This is a genomic window from Streptomyces argenteolus, from assembly GCF_042902585.1.
Lineage (GTDB): Bacteria > Actinomycetota > Actinomycetes > Streptomycetales > Streptomycetaceae > Streptomyces > Streptomyces argenteolus.
Genome location: NZ_JBIBEG010000004.1, coordinates 124849 through 139464, shown reverse-complemented (window position 1 = coordinate 139464; position 14616 = coordinate 124849). Strand labels below are relative to the sequence as shown.

The 14616-nt window shown below is 71.6% G+C and carries 8 protein-coding genes; 1 reads left to right on the top strand and 7 read right to left on the bottom strand.

Annotated features, from left to right (window positions below):
• Positions 1–9: 9 nt before the first annotated feature.
• From ACFY8O_RS16600 to ACFY8O_RS16570, 7 genes are all read right to left on the bottom strand, one after another.
• Positions 10–5061 (bottom strand): amino acid adenylation domain-containing protein, encoded by a 5052-nt coding sequence (locus tag ACFY8O_RS16600; protein WP_387902797.1) that lies wholly within the window; start codon positions 5059–5061, stop codon positions 10–12.
• Positions 5058–5288: an MbtH family protein gene (locus tag ACFY8O_RS16595; RefSeq protein WP_387902794.1), complete on the bottom strand. Its 231-nt coding sequence runs from the start codon at positions 5286–5288 to the stop codon at positions 5058–5060. The genes ACFY8O_RS16600 and ACFY8O_RS16595 overlap by 4 nt, the downstream gene beginning before the upstream one ends.
• Before the next feature lie 17 nt (positions 5289–5305).
• Positions 5306–9286, bottom strand: coding sequence for a non-ribosomal peptide synthetase (locus ACFY8O_RS16590; protein WP_387902792.1), 3981 nt, complete (start codon positions 9284–9286; stop codon positions 5306–5308).
• 64 nt (positions 9287–9350) lie between these two features.
• Positions 9351–10700: a condensation domain-containing protein gene (locus tag ACFY8O_RS16585; RefSeq protein ID WP_387902789.1), complete on the bottom strand. Its 1350-nt coding sequence runs from the start codon at positions 10698–10700 to the stop codon at positions 9351–9353.
• 16 nt (positions 10701–10716) lie between these two features.
• A complete protein-coding gene (locus ACFY8O_RS16580) occupies positions 10717–11529 on the bottom strand; it encodes an ABC transporter permease (RefSeq protein WP_145807148.1) in 813 nt (270 codons plus the stop codon).
• Positions 11490–12290, bottom strand: coding sequence for an ABC transporter permease (locus ACFY8O_RS16575; RefSeq protein WP_145807146.1), 801 nt, complete (start codon positions 12288–12290; stop codon positions 11490–11492). Before ACFY8O_RS16575 ends, ACFY8O_RS16580 begins: the two co-directional genes overlap by 40 nt.
• Entirely contained in the window at positions 12287–13258 is a 972-nt protein-coding gene (locus ACFY8O_RS16570; protein WP_387902785.1) for an ABC transporter ATP-binding protein, read from the bottom strand. The genes ACFY8O_RS16575 and ACFY8O_RS16570 overlap by 4 nt, the downstream gene beginning before the upstream one ends.
• A gap of 518 nt (positions 13259–13776) precedes the next feature.
• Between ACFY8O_RS16570 and ACFY8O_RS16565 the strand changes: the two genes are divergently transcribed.
• Complete coding sequence (locus ACFY8O_RS16565; protein ID WP_387902782.1) at positions 13777–14586, top strand: isocitrate lyase/phosphoenolpyruvate mutase family protein; 810 nt, start codon at positions 13777–13779, stop codon at positions 14584–14586.
• The last annotated feature ends 30 nt before the right edge of the window (positions 14587–14616 follow it).

The following is a 14616-nucleotide window of genomic DNA, read 5'->3' as shown; positions in this document are numbered from 1 at the left end:
AGGCCGCCGTCACCGGACGTCCCGGCCGGCGGGAGCCGGACGCATCGGACGCAGTGCGGGGCGTGTGGTGGTGGGGGTGGTGGTGAGGTGGTGGCTGATGTCGTGGACGGTGGGGTGTTCGAAGAGGTCGCGGATGGTGAGGTGGTGGCCGAGTTGGGTGCGGATGCGGCTGATGAGGCGGGTGGCGAGGAGGGAGTGGCCGCCGTGGTCGAAGAAGTTGTCGTGGGTGCCGATGTGGGGGAGGCCGAGGGTGTCGGCGAAGAGGTGGCAGAGGGTTTTCTGGTGGGGGGTGGTGGGTGTGTCGGTGGTGGTGGGGTTGTGGTGGGGGGCGGGTAGTGCGCGTCGGTCGATTTTTCCGTTGGTGGTGAGGGGGAGGGTGTCGAGGACGACGATGTGGGCGGGGACCATGTAGTCGGGGAGGGTGTGGGTGGTGTGTTGTCGGATGGTGGTGGGGTCGAGGTGGTGTCCGGTGCGAGGGACGGTGTAGGCGACGAGGCGTTTGTCGCCGGGGCGGTCTTCGCGGACGAGGGCGACGGCTTGGGCGACGCCGGGGGTGCGGGCGATGACGGTTTCGATTTCGCCGAGTTCGATGCGGAAGCCGCGTAGTTTGACCTGGAAGTCGGTGCGGCCGAGGAATTCGAGGTTGCCGTCGGGGTGTTGGCGTACGAGGTCGCCGGTGCGGTACATGCGGGTGCCGGGTGGTCCGTAGGGGTCGGCGACGAAGCGTTGTGCGGTGAGACCGGGACGGTTCACATAACCCCGGGCGACCTGGTCACCGGCCAGGTAGAGCTCGCCCGGCACTCCCACCGGCACCGGGTTCAGCCCTTCGTCCAGGACGTAGGCGCGGGTGTTCCAGATGGGCGGCCCGATGGGAGGCGCGGCCGGGGAGCCGAACGCGGCATCGGGCATCGTCCACGCCGTGACCACATGGGTCTCGGTCGGCCCGTAGTAGTTGTGCAGCCTGCGCCCTGACCCCGGGGCACAGAAACCGCCCAGGGCCGAGTGGAGCGTCAGGGCCTCGCCCGCCTGCGCGATGTCCACCAGATGAGGCAGGGCCAGCCCCAGCCGGCCCGCGGCCTCGGCCACCGCGTCGACCACCGGTGTGGGGGCGAACAGCTCGTTGACGCGGTGCCGGTCCAGCCACCTGACCAGTTCCTCGGTGTCCTTGCGGGTGTCGTCCAGGGGGACGGCCAGCGTCTTGCCCATGGTGAAGGCCGAGAAGAGCTCGTGGGCGGCGGCGTCGAAGCTCAGCGACGCGAACTGGGCCGTGACCGTGCCCGGCCCGCCCCCCAAGGCCCGGTGGTGCCAGGCCATGAGATTGACCAGGGCCCCCGAGGGCAGGACCACCCCCTTCGGACGGCCCGTCGAGCCAGAGGTGTAGATCACGTACACCGGATGCGCGGGCAGCAGCGGTGTCGTGCGTTCCTCGTCGGTCACGTCCGTGTCCGTCAGGGCGGCTGCCTCCCGGGCGGTCGCGTCCGAGTCCAGCACCACCGTCGCCGTGCCGTCGGGGACGTGCTCGCTCAGCGCGGCGGTGGTCACCACGCAGACAGGACCGGCATCCTCCAGCAGATACGCGATCCGGTCCGCCGGGTGCGCCGTGTCCACCGGCAGATAGGCGGCGCCCGTCTTCACCACCGCGAGCAGGGCCACCACCAGCTCGGCCGAGCGCGGTGCGAACAGGGCCACCGTCCGTTCGGGCCCCGCCCCCCGGCGCATCAGGAGACGGGCGAACCGGTTGGCCCGGGCGTTGAGTTCCGCGTAGGTCAGCCGCTGGTCCTCGTGCACCACGGCCGTCGCCCCGGGGGTGCGCGCCACCTGCTCCTCGATCATCCCGGGCAGGGAGAGGCGCGGCACCTCGTGGTCCGTCGCGTTGCAGTCCACGATCAGCCGGCGGCGCTCCGCCGCGGAGAGCAGTGCCAGGGTGCTGACGGGCACGTCCGGCGCGCGCAGCACCCCGTGCACCAGCCTCAGCAGACAGTCGTTCATCCGCTCCACCGTCGCCGCGTCGAACAGGTCGGCCGCGTACTCCACGGTGATCTCGATCCCGTCACCGCGACCGTCGGCGGCGGTCTTCTCCACCAGGCTGTACGACAGGTCGAACTGGGCGGTGCCCAGGGCGGCCGGACGCTCGTCCACCTCCAGTCCCGGGAGACGGAAGGGCTGCCGTTCGTTGTTCTGCGCCACCAGGAGCACCTGGAAGAAGGGGTGCCTGGCCAGTGAACGTGCCGGGCGCAGCCGCTCGACGAGCGTCTCGAACGGCAGGTCCTGGCGGCCCAGGGCGTCGAGGTCCCGGTCGCGCACCCGCTCCAGCAGGTCGGTGAAGGCGGGGTCGCCGGACGTGTCGGTGCGCAGCACCAGCGTGTTGACGAAGAAGCCGACCAGGTCCTCCAGCGCCTCGTCGGAGCGGCCCGCGACCGGCGTGCCGATGGGGATGTCTGTGCCGGCGCCCAGCCGGGTGAGCAGCACGGCGACGAGGGACTGGACCGCCATGAACACCGTCGCACCCGAGGCGCGCGCCAGCCGCTGGAGCGCCTGGTGCTCCGCGGCGTCGACCCGCACCACCACCGATCCGCCCGCGTAGGAGGGACGGGCCGGCCGCGGCCGGTCGTAGGGCAGCCGGAGTTCCTCCGGCAGGCCGCTCAGCTCCTTCTCCCAGTAGGCCAGTTGCCGCGCGGCCAGGCTCTCCGGGCCGTCCGGGTCGCCCAGCAGCTCACGCTGCCACCGCGTGTAGTCGGCGTACTGCACGGGCAGCGCGCCGTCCGCGTCCCGTCTCACTCCGCGTCCGGACGCTTCGTAGGCGTTCTGCAGGTCGCGGGCGAGCGGGGCCATCGACCATCCGTCGCACGCGATGTGGTGCACGACGACGGCCAGCAGGTGCTCCTGCGGCCCTGTCCTGAACAGCCCGGCGCGCAGCGGCGGTTTCTCGGCGAGGTCGAAGCCCCGGCACAGGAACTCCCGCACCTGCGCGTCCACGCGGTCGGCGGCGCCGGCCTCCACCACGCTCAGCGCGGGAGCCGCGTCCTCGACGGGCAGGACCTCCTGCCACGGCTCCCCGTCCGCCTCGCGGAAGACGGTGCGCAGACTCTCGTGGCGGGCCACGACATCTGCCAGGGCGGCCCGCAGCCGGTCCTGGTCCAGCGGTCCGCGCAGCCTCAGCACCAACGGCATGTGGTAGGCCGCGCCCGTCTCCTCCAGACGGTCGAGGAACCACAGCCGCCGCTGACCGTACGACAGCGGCACCCGCGCGGGACGCGGCGCCGCCAGCAGTGCGGGGCGTGTGGTGGTGGGGGTGGTGGTGAGGTGGTGGCTGATGTCGTGGACGGTGGGGTGTTCGAAGAGGTCGCGGATGGTGAGGTGGTGGCCGAGTTGGGTGCGGATGCGGCTGATGAGGCGGGTGGCGAGGAGGGAGTGGCCGCCGTGGTCGAAGAAGTTGTCGTGGGTGCCGATGTGGGGGAGGCCGAGGGTGTCGGCGAAGAGGTGGCAGAGGGTTTTCTGGTGGGGGGTGGTGGGTGTGTCGGTGGTGGTGGGGTTGTGGTGGGGGGCGGGTAGTGCGCGTCGGTCGATTTTTCCGTTGGTGGTGAGGGGGAGGGTGTCGAGGACGACGATGTGGGCGGGGACCATGTAGTCGGGGAGGGTGTGGGTGGTGTGTTGTCGGATGGTGGTGGGGTCGAGGTGGTGTCCGGTGCGGGGGACGGCGTAGGCGACGAGGCGTTTGTCGCCGGGGCGGTCTTCGCGGACGAGGGCGACGGCTTGGGCGACGCCGGGGGTGCGGGCGATGACGGTTTCGATTTCGCCGAGTTCGATGCGGAAGCCGCGTAGTTTGACCTGGAAGTCGGTGCGGCCGAGGAATTCGAGGTTGCCGTCGGGGTGTTGGCGTACGAGGTCGCCGGTGCGGTACATGCGGGTGCCGGGTGGTCCGTAGGGGTCGGCGACGAAGCGTTGTGCGGTGAGACCGGGACGGTTCACATAACCCCGGGCGACCCCGGCGCCCCCGATGTACAGCTCGCCCTCCTCACCGGGGGCCACCGGCCGCAGCGCGTGGTCCAGCACATGGGTCCGGGTGCGGTCGACGGGCACCCCGATCGGCGGGTGGTCCGTGAGACGGCCTGGCTCCAGTGTCACCGCGGTCGACCAGACGGTGGTCTCGGTGGGGCCGTAGACGTTGGTGACCTCCGCGGCCCGTTCGCACAGGTCGGCGGCGAGCCCGGCCGGAAGGGCCTCGCCCCCGACCAGGACGCGCACCCCTGACAGGTCGACCGTCTCCTCCACGAGGGCCTGCCACAGCGCGGGCGTCGCCTGCATCGCGGTGATGCCCCGCTGCTCCAGCAGCCGGGCGAGCCGCGCGGGCTCCCGCTCCTCCTCCGTGGCCAGCACCAGACGGGCACCGCTGAGCAGCGGGACGAACAGCTCCAGCGCGGCGATGTCGAATCCGACGGTGGTGACGGCGAGGAAACGGTCCCGTGGCACGAGCCCCAGCCGGTTCCCGAAGGAACCGAGCAGGTTGAGCAGGTTGCCGTAGGTCACGGCCACGCCCTTCGGCGTCCCCGTCGAGCCCGAGGTGTACAGCGTGTAGGCCACGTCCAGCGGATGCGGGGGACGGGTCCGCGGCAGGCACCGGGAAGTCTCCTGCTCGGGCGGCTCGCCGCCGTGGAACTCGTCGAGCAGTACCAGTTCCGGGCCCAGCTCTCCGTCGGCGCCCTCCACGGGGGTGTCGGAGGATGCAAGCAGCAGGGCGGGCGCCGCGTCGCCCAGGATCAGGGCGTTGCGCCGGGCAGGGTGCGCGGGGTCCACGGGGACGTACGGCACCCCCGCCTTCACCGCGGCGAGCAGCGCGACCACCAGCAGCGGCGAGCGCCGCAGCCCGACGGCCACCGGGCGCTCGGGTGCCGCGCCCCGTGCCAGCAGCAGCTGTGCGAGGCGGTCCGACTCCGTGTCGAGCCGCGCGTACGTCATCCGCTCGCCCGCGCACTCCACCGCGACCGCGTCCGGCCACAGCCGCGCGCGCCGCGTGAACAGTTCGCCGGGGGTGACCGCCTCGCGGTCGGCGGACGGGTTCACGCCTCGCCCCGCGGCCCGTTCGCGTCCATGGCCGAAGCCAGGCTCCTCGGCCGCATGTCCGTCCAGTGCGTGTCCACCCAGGCCACGCACTCCTCGTGCGTGGCATCGCTCAGCACGGCGCTCCAGCCGTCCGGCACGGCCGCGGAGGCCGGCCACAGCGAGTGCTGGCCCTCGTCGTTGACGAGGACGTGGAACGGAGCGCCGGAATCGTCGAAGGGGTTGCCCATGGAAGTTCCTCCTGTGGTCATATCCGTGCGGAGCCGGGTGCCGTGAGGATCCGCGACAGCAGCCGGCCGACGTCGGCGACCGCCCTGCCGAGCATTTCGTAGTGGCCGCAGCCGGCGTCCAGGACCGTGATCCGCCCACCGACGTACGGATCCCAGCCGAGGTCCGGACCGGTGTCCCGGCGCGTGCCGTCGTCGTCGGCGGCCACCAGGACGAGATCGCCGTCGAACCGGCCGGGCACGAAGTCGTTCATGAGTCGGATGTTGTTGACCGCCACCTCCACCGCCGCGCGTACCTCGCGTGGACCGGCGTGGCTGAGCGGCGGGAAGCTCTCGCGCAGGTGGGCGACGAGCGCGTCGTCGACGCCGTCCCGCGCGGTGGACGGCGGGGGAGCGCCGTCGAAGAAGCCGCGCAGCGCCTCCGCATGCGGATCCTCGGCCGCGGCGTGGTCCCGGGCGGCCTCCTCCTCGGTCACGGGACGGCCGTCCAGCACCACCAGCAGGTCCACCGCCTCGTCCGCGGCGCGCAGCGCGGTCGCCACGGCGTGCGCCACCAGCCCGCCGAAGGACCAGCCGACCAGGTGGTAGGGGCCCGACGGCTGGACCTGCCGGATCCGCCGCACGTAGTCGTCGGCCATCTCACCGACGCTCGCGGGCAGCCCGGCTCCGCCCTCCGCTCCCAGCCCTCTGGCCTGCAAGGCGTACACGGGCCGGTCGGTGTCCAGGTGCTCCAGCAGCCGGAAGTAGCACCAGCCGAACCCGGTCCCGGGGTGCAGCAGGAACAGTGGCAGACCGGTGCCGTGCGGACGCAGCGGTAGCAGGGCGGCCGAGCCGTCCGGGCTCCCGGCGCCCCGCTCCGCCCGGCGGGCCAGCGCGGCTGCCGTCGGATGCCGGAATACGGCCTGCACCGGGAGCTCCGTCCCGAGGACACGGCGCAGCCGCCTGGCCAGCCGGATCGCGAGCATCGACGTCCCGCCCGCGCGGAAGAAGTCGTCGTCCACACCGATGCCGTCGGTGTCCAGCAATGCGCGGAAGACCTCCAGCACCCCCCGTTCCAGGTCGGTGCCCGGGGCGCGGCCCCGGCCGCTGCGCGGCACGGGCGGCGGCAGGGCCGCCCGGTCGAGCTTGCCGTTCGCGGTGAGCGGGAAGCGGTCCACGACCACGATGTCCGAGGGCAGCATGTACGCAGGAAGCCGCTCCGCGAGGTGCTCGCGCAGGTGGTCCGGCTGCGGACCGCCCGGCGTCGTCCCGGCGCCCGAGGCCCCGCGCGCCGGGGTCACGTAGGCGACCAGTCGCTGGTGGCCGCCGTCGGAGCGCACCACGGCGCAGGCGGAGCCGACCGCCTTCCCCGCGGCGAGCACGCTCTCCACCTCGCCGAGTTCCAGGCGCTGGCCGTGCAGTTTGACCTGGGTGTCCTCGCGCCCCAGGTACTCCAGGGAGCCGTCCGCGCGCCAGCGGGCCACGTCGCCGGTGCGGTACATACGGGAGCCGGACGGACCGAACGGGTCCGCGACGAAACGGGAGGCCGTCAGCGCCGCGCGGCCCAGGTAGCCCGTCGCCAGCTGGACGCCCGCGAGGTACAGCTCGCCCGGCAGCCCGGGCGGACACGGCCGTAGCGTCTCGTCCAGGACGTAGGTCCGCGTGTTGTGGACCGGCCTGCCGATCGGGACCGGGCCGCTCTCGCCCGCCCGGCACGGATGCCACGTCACGTCGACGGCGGCCTCCGTCGGCCCGTAGAGGTTCTCCAGTGCGGTGCCCGGCAGCAGCCGGTGGAAGGTGTCCGCGGTCTCCCGTGGGAGTGCCTCGCCGCTGCAGAAGACGCGGCGCAGCCCTGCGCAGGACGCCGCCTCCGGCTCGGCGAGGAAGTGGTCCAGCATCGAGGGAACGAAGTGCGCGACGGTGACGCCGGTGCTCCGCACCGTGTCGATCAGGCGTGCGGGGTCCCGTTGTTCGCCCGGCGCCGCCACCACCAGCACGGCACCCTCACGCAGGGGCCACAACAGTTCCCACACGGACACGTCGAAGCCGCAGGGCGTCTTGTGCAGCACACGGTCCGCGGCGGTGAGCGGGAAGGCGTCCTGCATCCAGCGCAGCCGGTTGTCGATGGCCGCGTGCGGGACGACGACGCCCTTCGGCAGCCCGGTGGAGCCGGAGGTGTAGATCACGTACGCGGGATCACCCGGCCCGGCGCGCCGGCGTCCCGCTCCGGGCACCCGCGGCGGCGCGGGCAGCGGCTCGTCGAGGGCCACGGCGGGCGGCCCTCCGGCCGGCAGGGCGGCCCGGGTCGCGCGGTCGGTCAGCACGCAGGGCGACGCCGCGTCCCGCAGCATGTGGGCCAGGCGCTCCGAGGGGTGATCGGGGTCCAGCGGGAGGTAGGCGCTCCCCGTCCTGAGGACGGCCAGCATCGCGACGACGAACTCGGCCGAGCGGGGCAGCGCCAGCGCCACCACCGTGCCGGGCCCCGCCCCCAGGGAGTCGAGGTGGGCGGCCAGACGGTCGGCCCGCTCGTGGAGTTCGGCGTAGGTGAGGGTACGCGGGCCGTCGACGACCGCCGGCGCGTCCGGGGTGCGGGCCGCCTGCGCCACGAGCGCCTCGTCCAGGGCCGTCACCGGCAGCGCGCGCTCCGTCGCGTTCCACTCCGTCACCACCAGGCGGTGTTCCGCATCGGTGAGCAGGCCGATCTCGCTGACCCGCAGCGACGGGTCCGCCGTGACCGCCTCCAGGACGGTGAGCAGCCGGGCCACGACGGACTCGGCGGTGGAGGCGTCGAAGAGGTGGCAGGCGTACTCCAGGTAGCCGTCGATGCCCTGCGGTCCGCCCCGCAGATGCTCCACGAGCTGGAAGGTCAGGTCCGTCTTCGCGGTCGGCAGCGGGGCCAGCGGACGCACCGCAGCCCTCACCTCGCCGAAGTCCGGCTCCGCGGGCGCGTCGCTCTCGAAGCTCACCATCACCTGGAACAGCGGGTTGTGCGCGAGTGAGCGGACCGGGTTGACCGCCTCGACCACCAGGTCGAACGGCAGGTCCTGGTGGGCGAAGGCGTCCAGGTCGGACTCCCGCACCCGCCGCAGGACCTCGGCGAAGTCCGGATCGCCCGAGAGATCGGTGCGCAGCACCACCGTGTTGACGAAGAAGCCGACGAGGTCGTCCAGCGCCTCCTCCACCCGGCCGGAGACGGCTGACCCCACCGCGATGTCGGTGCCCGCCCCCAGCCGCGACAACAGCACACACAGGGCGGCCTGCACCACCATGAACGAGGTGCTCCGGTGCGTGCGGGCCAGCTCCGTCACCCCGTGGTGGAGCTTGGTGTCGCAGTGGAAGGGGACGCAGGCGCCACGGTGCCCGGCCACCGTCCGGCGGGGCCGGTCCACGGGGAGCGGAAGCGGTCCGGACAGACCGGACAGGGTCCGTCTCCAGAAGGCGCTCTGCACGGCGTGCGTACTGGCGGGATCCTGTGGATCGCCCAGCAGTTCGCGCTGCCACAGGGTGAAGTCCGCGTACTGGACCGGCAGTTGCTCCCAGGACGGTCCGATGCCCCGTTCGGCCCGGGATCGGTAGGCCGCGGACAGGTCGCGCAGCAGGGTGTCCACCGACCAGCCGTCGGCCGCGGTGTGGTGGACGACCAGCAGCAGGACGTGGTCCTCGGGGCCGGTCTCGAACAGGGTCACACGCAGGGGGAGTTCGGCCTTGCAGATCGCGATCGGCACGGCGGCGGCCCTCGCCAGCTCCTCGTCCAGGCGGTCCGGACCGCACGCGACGACCGCCATCCCCGGGTGGCCGGCACCGGCGTCGAGGACGTCCTGGTACGGCTCGTCGTCCGCCTCGCGGAAGACGGTCCGCAGCGGTTCGTGCCGCGCCACGACGTCGCCCAGCGCGCTCCGCAGCGCCGTGACGCGCAGGGGCCCGCGCAGCCGCAGGGCGAGGGGCAGAAGATAGGTCGCCCCGGCTCCCTCGACACGTTCGAGGAACCACAGCCGTCGTTGGGCGAAGGAGAGGGGCAGCACACGGGCCTCCTGATCAGCGGGGCGCATCAGAGACGTACGGGGCGTTCCACTGCGTGCTCGGGATTCAGTCCGCGGACCGGCCCTCCAGGGCAGAGCGGCACCGCCGGACCAGCGCGGCCGTGCTGCCTGAAGGCTCCGCCGCCAGCCGGTGCACCTCCTCGTCGAACCAGGTCAGCAGGTCGTCGAGCCGGTCGGCGGACAGCAGGGCGGGGTCGGCCCGTACCACGACCGGCATGTCGGGTCCGCCGAGCACCTTGACGTCGAACCGGGGGCCGATCTGGCGGTGGGGACGGGTCCGTTCGACGCGGCCTGCCCGGTCCGCGCCGGGGACGGGCGCGGACTGCGCGACGTCGTGGGCGAGGAAGTTGTAGAAGTTGTCGTATCCCGGCGCCCTGCCGCGGTCCTCGCGCACGAGGGCGTCGACTGCGTCGATGTCGTACGAGCCGAAGCGGTACGCCTTGAGCGCGGTGCGCTGCACGCGGCGGACCCACTCGCCGAAGGTGCCGGGTGCGGTGCCGGTGTCGAGCAGCATCGGCGCGTACTGGTTCATGGAGCTGACCACGGTGTGCCAGGGCGGGCCGAACCGGTTGCTGGACTGGAGCGTCATGACCACCCGCGCGTTCTCCTCGAGAACGGCGACGGCCAGGGAGGCGAGTGCCAGCAGGACGTCGTGGGGTGCCAGTCCGTGTTCCCGGGCGACCACGGCCAGTGCGGCACGGGCGCGGGGCGAGCGCAGGACCGCCTCGATGCGTCCGGGGCTGCCGCCCGCGTCGTCGGGTACCGGGAAGGTGTCCGGGGGCAGCGCGGCCAGCAGGTCCCGCCAGTGGCGCAGCACGCCGTCACCGCGGGCCCGGCCGGCGGCGGACCGCTGCGCCAGGGCGAGGGCTCGGGGCTGGGGCGGTTCCTCCTCCAGCCAGCGACTGCCCTCCGGACTGTCCCCGCCGGCGAGCGCCGTCAGTTCGGCACGCAGCCGCCCCATCGAGAACCCGTCGGCGACGATGTGGTCGGTGGTGATCACCGCGTGCGTCGGCCGTCCCGCGCTGGTCACCACGGCGAACCGGCAGGCGTGCTCCCGGGCGCGGTCGATGCGCTCCCGGGCCAGTTCCCGTCCGGCCGCCGCTGCCTCCTCGACGGTGGACACCTGCCGTTCCACCTGGCCGACGACCGGGTCGCCGAGCGCGTCGTCCACCCGTTGCACCGGCCCGTCCGCGGTGTCCGTGAAGCGCGTGCGCAGTGACTCGTGGCGCCTGCGGAGCGCACCGAAGGCGGCCACGACCCGGTCCTCGCCGCAGCCGGGCGGGAGCTCGACCGCGCCGGTCAGATACGTCTCCGGCCACCGGGAGTGCGGCCAGTCGGTCATCACCCGCCACACCGAGAGCTGGCCGAACGTCAGAGGGACGCCGTCCACCGTCATGGGGTTCTCCGCTCTCTCACACATCGTCGAGGGACGCGTTCGCGCGGCTGCCGCGCTCCAGCACCCGCAGCAGGTACAGGGCCAGCCCCACCAGCACGGCCGCCTTGAGCAGTTCCCAGCCCAGCAGCCCCGGCACCCCGTCGGCCCCGGACAGCACCCGGCGGGCGGCCTCGATCCCCTGTGACATCGGCATCGCGTGCCCGAGGGCGGCGAGCCAGCCGGGCAGCCAGGAGAAGGGGATGTTCACGCCGCACAGCAGCATCATCGAGTAGAGCACCACGTTGGCCAGGAACGTCGCTTCCCGGGTGCGCAGCCCGATCGCCCCCACGACCAGTCCGCAGGCGCTGCACGACAGGGCGGTGACCAGCAGGGTGAGGGCCAGCAGGGGGAGCGAGCCAGGGGCGATGTGCACCCATCCCAGTGCCGAGCCGAGGGCGAGCATGACCGCGGAGGTGAACGCGCCGGTCACGACGGCCGGCAGGACCCGGCCGCCGAACATCACGGCACGGTTGGCCGGGGTGGCCAGGAGCGCCGTGAGCGTGCCGCCGTACCGCTCGCCCTGGATCGAGTGAGCGGGGGCGAACAGGCCGGCCATCGCGCAGGCGTGCAGCGCATTGCCCACCACGTAGTAGTCGGACGGATAGGCCCCGAGGTAGCGGCCCAGGTGCACCGCCCAGATCAGCTGGACGACGGGCACGCCGATCACGGTCGGGATGAACGCCGAGGGCCGCAGCCAGCGGAACAGGGCGAGATAGGAGCGCCAGCCCGCCACGAAGAACAGCCGCCAGGTCACTGAAGAGCCAGCGTTCCACTGGAGCGTGCCAGCCATTCGAACCTCCTCTGCAGCAGCAGGGTGACGGCGAGATAGAAACAGGTGAGCAGGAGACACATGCCGATCGCCGTCAACGGGTCGCCGCCCCCCACCGCCGCCCCGGTGAGCGCCTTGACACCCCAGGTTGGGGCCAGAAGGTACGACACGTTCTGCACCGGGTCCGGGAGCGAGGAGACGGGGACGAGCATCCCGCTGAGCATCCACACCGGGAACTCGAAGAAGTTGGCCAGCGACTGCGCCGTCGGATACAGGATGAAGGCGGAGGCCATCAGCAGGCCCAGCATGCCGAGTGCCACCACCGTCACCGGAACAGCGGCCAGGAAGAGCACGGGGTGCTCCAGGTGGAGCGGCATGTCGAACAGGAGCGCACTCCACAGCAGCGTGATCAGCAGTCCGTAGATCCCCAGCGACGACGTCGCCAGCGCGAACGGCAGAGTCACCAGGAAGGTGGAGCGAGGACTGGCGACCAGAGGCTCCAGCAGCTGCATCAGCCGCAGCCGGGTGATGGCGTTGCCCGAACCCAGCAGGGTGGAGGACCACATGCCCATCAGTGCCGCGCTCAGGGCCACCGCCATCGGGGGGTCCTGCTTGCCCGATCCGCGGAACATGTAGAAGGCCATCGAGGCCAGGATCAGGGGGAGCAGGACGGCGAGGAACACGTACAGCCGGGTGCGGACGAGCTGGCGGAGTTCGTAGCGCCAGGCACGCGCCAGGAAGCCGGCGCTGGTACGGAGCCGGGCCGGCCGCGCCGCCGTCACGTGCGGTCCTGCGAGATCAGGGAGACGTAGGCATCCTCCAGCGTCGGTTCGCGCTTGGAGACCTGGAGGACGGGCAGGCCGCCGAGTCCGGCCAGGACCGCGGCCGTGACGTCGGTCTCCTGGCCGCTGTGCACGTCCAGGATCTGGCTGCCGTCGCGCTCGGCCAGCCCGACCGAGCGGACACCGGGAAGCGCCCGCAGCCGTGCCACATGTCCTTCGCCGGCCCCGCTGACCTGGACGGTGAGGACGACCTGACCGTCCGTCTGCTTCTTCAGCGACTCCGGGGTGCCCTCGGCGATCTTGACTCCGTCGCGCATCACGGCCACCCGGTCGCAGAGTTCGTCGGCCTCGAACATGTAGTGCGTCGTCAGCAGGACGCTCCGGCCGCCGCGCACCTGCTCGCGGATGAGCGCGCGCAACTCCCGGGCGCCGACCGGGTCGATGCCGTTGCTCGGCTCGTCCAGGATGACGACGTCCGGGTCGTGCAGCAGGCCGCGGGCGATGTGCAGCCGCTGCTTCATGCCGCGCGAGAACGATTCCACCCGCTTCCGTTCGTTCCCCAGCAGCCCCACCATGTCCAGCAGGTCGCGGATCCTCGGCTTCTGCTCCCGGTAGGGGATTCCGTACAGGTCGGCGAAGAGCAGCAGGTTGTCGACGGCGGACAGCCGCGCGTACAGTCCCGCGTCGCCGCCGAGGATGACACCTGTCACCCGCCGCGCGGCCTGAGCCTCGCGCACGACGTCGTGTCCGAGGATGCGCGCCTGACCCGACGTGGGCAGCAGGACGGTCATCAGTATCTTCGCCGTGCTGGTTTTTCCGGCCCCATTCGGCCCGAGAAGACCTACCAGCTCGCCGCGCCCGACACACAAAGAGAGTTTATCCAGGGCGTGTTTGACGCGGCCCTGCGGGCCCTTGAAACTGCGCGACAGTTCGTCTATCTGAATTGCGGGTGCAGTGCTTTCGTCCACTTTGCGGACACCTCGCCCCTCGGAACCTGATGACTCCCCCCAGAGCCCCGCCGCGCTGTGCGTTTGAGCTGTTCGAGGACTGACGGGATCGTAAGGCGTCGAACGGTCCAACATCAACGGCGCACATCGATGTCGGCTGGAAAGAACCGCAAGGTATGCCCGTTATTGTGCGATTCTTTGGCCTTGGGCATCGCCTCATAGGCTGCTCACAGGCACTGTTCAGCCCGTTTTGGTCCCATTTTCCAGGGTGTTTCGCGGCAGGGTCGGACAGGGCAGTAGAAGGAATCCGGACAGTTGTTACCTTCTCTTGCTGTACGAAAGTTGAACGTCTACTGTTGGCGCGATCAAGAAATGTGGCGAAGTTCATTTCCGCCCACAAGTACTTGAATTCTCTGCCGCTGCAGGCGGTTCCGTACGTGTGTTTGCGCCCGGTTCTTCAGTAATGTCGAAGGGTATTCACAATGCAGCGCACCAGCTTTCCGTCATTTCGATCCGTACTCACCGGCGCAAAGGACGGCGTGATCCGCGTGGCCGGCGCGCACAGCGCGCTGGGAGGGCTGCTGGCACAGGAAGCCGGATTCCAGGCGGTCTGGTCCTCCTCCCTGGAGGTGTCCTCCTCGCGCGGCCTGCCGGACGCCAGTCTCCTGAGCATGTCCGAGTACCTCCAGGCGGCCGCCCACACGCAGAGCGCGCTCACCATCCCGGTCGTCACCGACTGCGACACGGGGTACGGGGGCATCCTCAACGTGGCCCACATGATCCACGAGTTCGAGGCGGCCGGCCTCACCGCCGTGTGCATCGAGGACAAGCTCTTCCCCAAGCGGAACAGCTTCGCCGACGGCGGCCAGCACCTGGAGAGTGCCGAGGAGTTCGCCCGGAAGATAGCCACCGCGAAGCGGGCCCAGTCCGGACCGGACATGTTCGTCATCGCCCGCACCGAGGCCATGATCAGCGGCCTCGGGGTGGAGGCAGCGCTGGAGCGCTGCCGCCGGTACGCGGACGCCGGAGCGGATGCCGTCCTCGTGCACTCCAAGCAGAAGACGCGGGACCAGATCGTCGGTTTCCTCGACGGGTGGGACTTCCGCTGCCCGGTCGTCATCGTGCCCACCACCTATCCGGACTGGCACATCGACGACATACAGAAGGCCGGCGTATCGGCCGTCATCTACGCGAACCACGGCCTGCGTGCCACCGTCAGCGCGCTCCGCACGACCTATCGCTCGGTGTACGCGAACGGCGACACCACGGCGGTCGAGGACTCCATCGCGTCCGTCCAGGACATCTTCGCCCTCCAGCGCTTCGACGCCTGGTGCGAGCTCGACGCATGACCGATCGCATACCGGGGGACGGCCAGGCGA

Excerpts from the sequence above, each read along its gene's own strand:
- ACFY8O_RS16595 (WP_387902794.1), bottom strand. The coding sequence starts at position 5,288 with ATGGGCAACCCCTTCGACGATTCCGGCGCTCCGTTCCACGTCCTCGTC.
- ACFY8O_RS16585 (WP_387902789.1), bottom strand. The coding sequence starts at position 10,700 with ATGACGGTGGACGGCGTCCCTCTGACGTTCGGCCAGCTCTCGGTGTGG.
- ACFY8O_RS16580 (WP_145807148.1), bottom strand. The coding sequence starts at position 11,529 with ATGGCTGGCACGCTCCAGTGGAACGCTGGCTCTTCAGTGACCTGGCGG.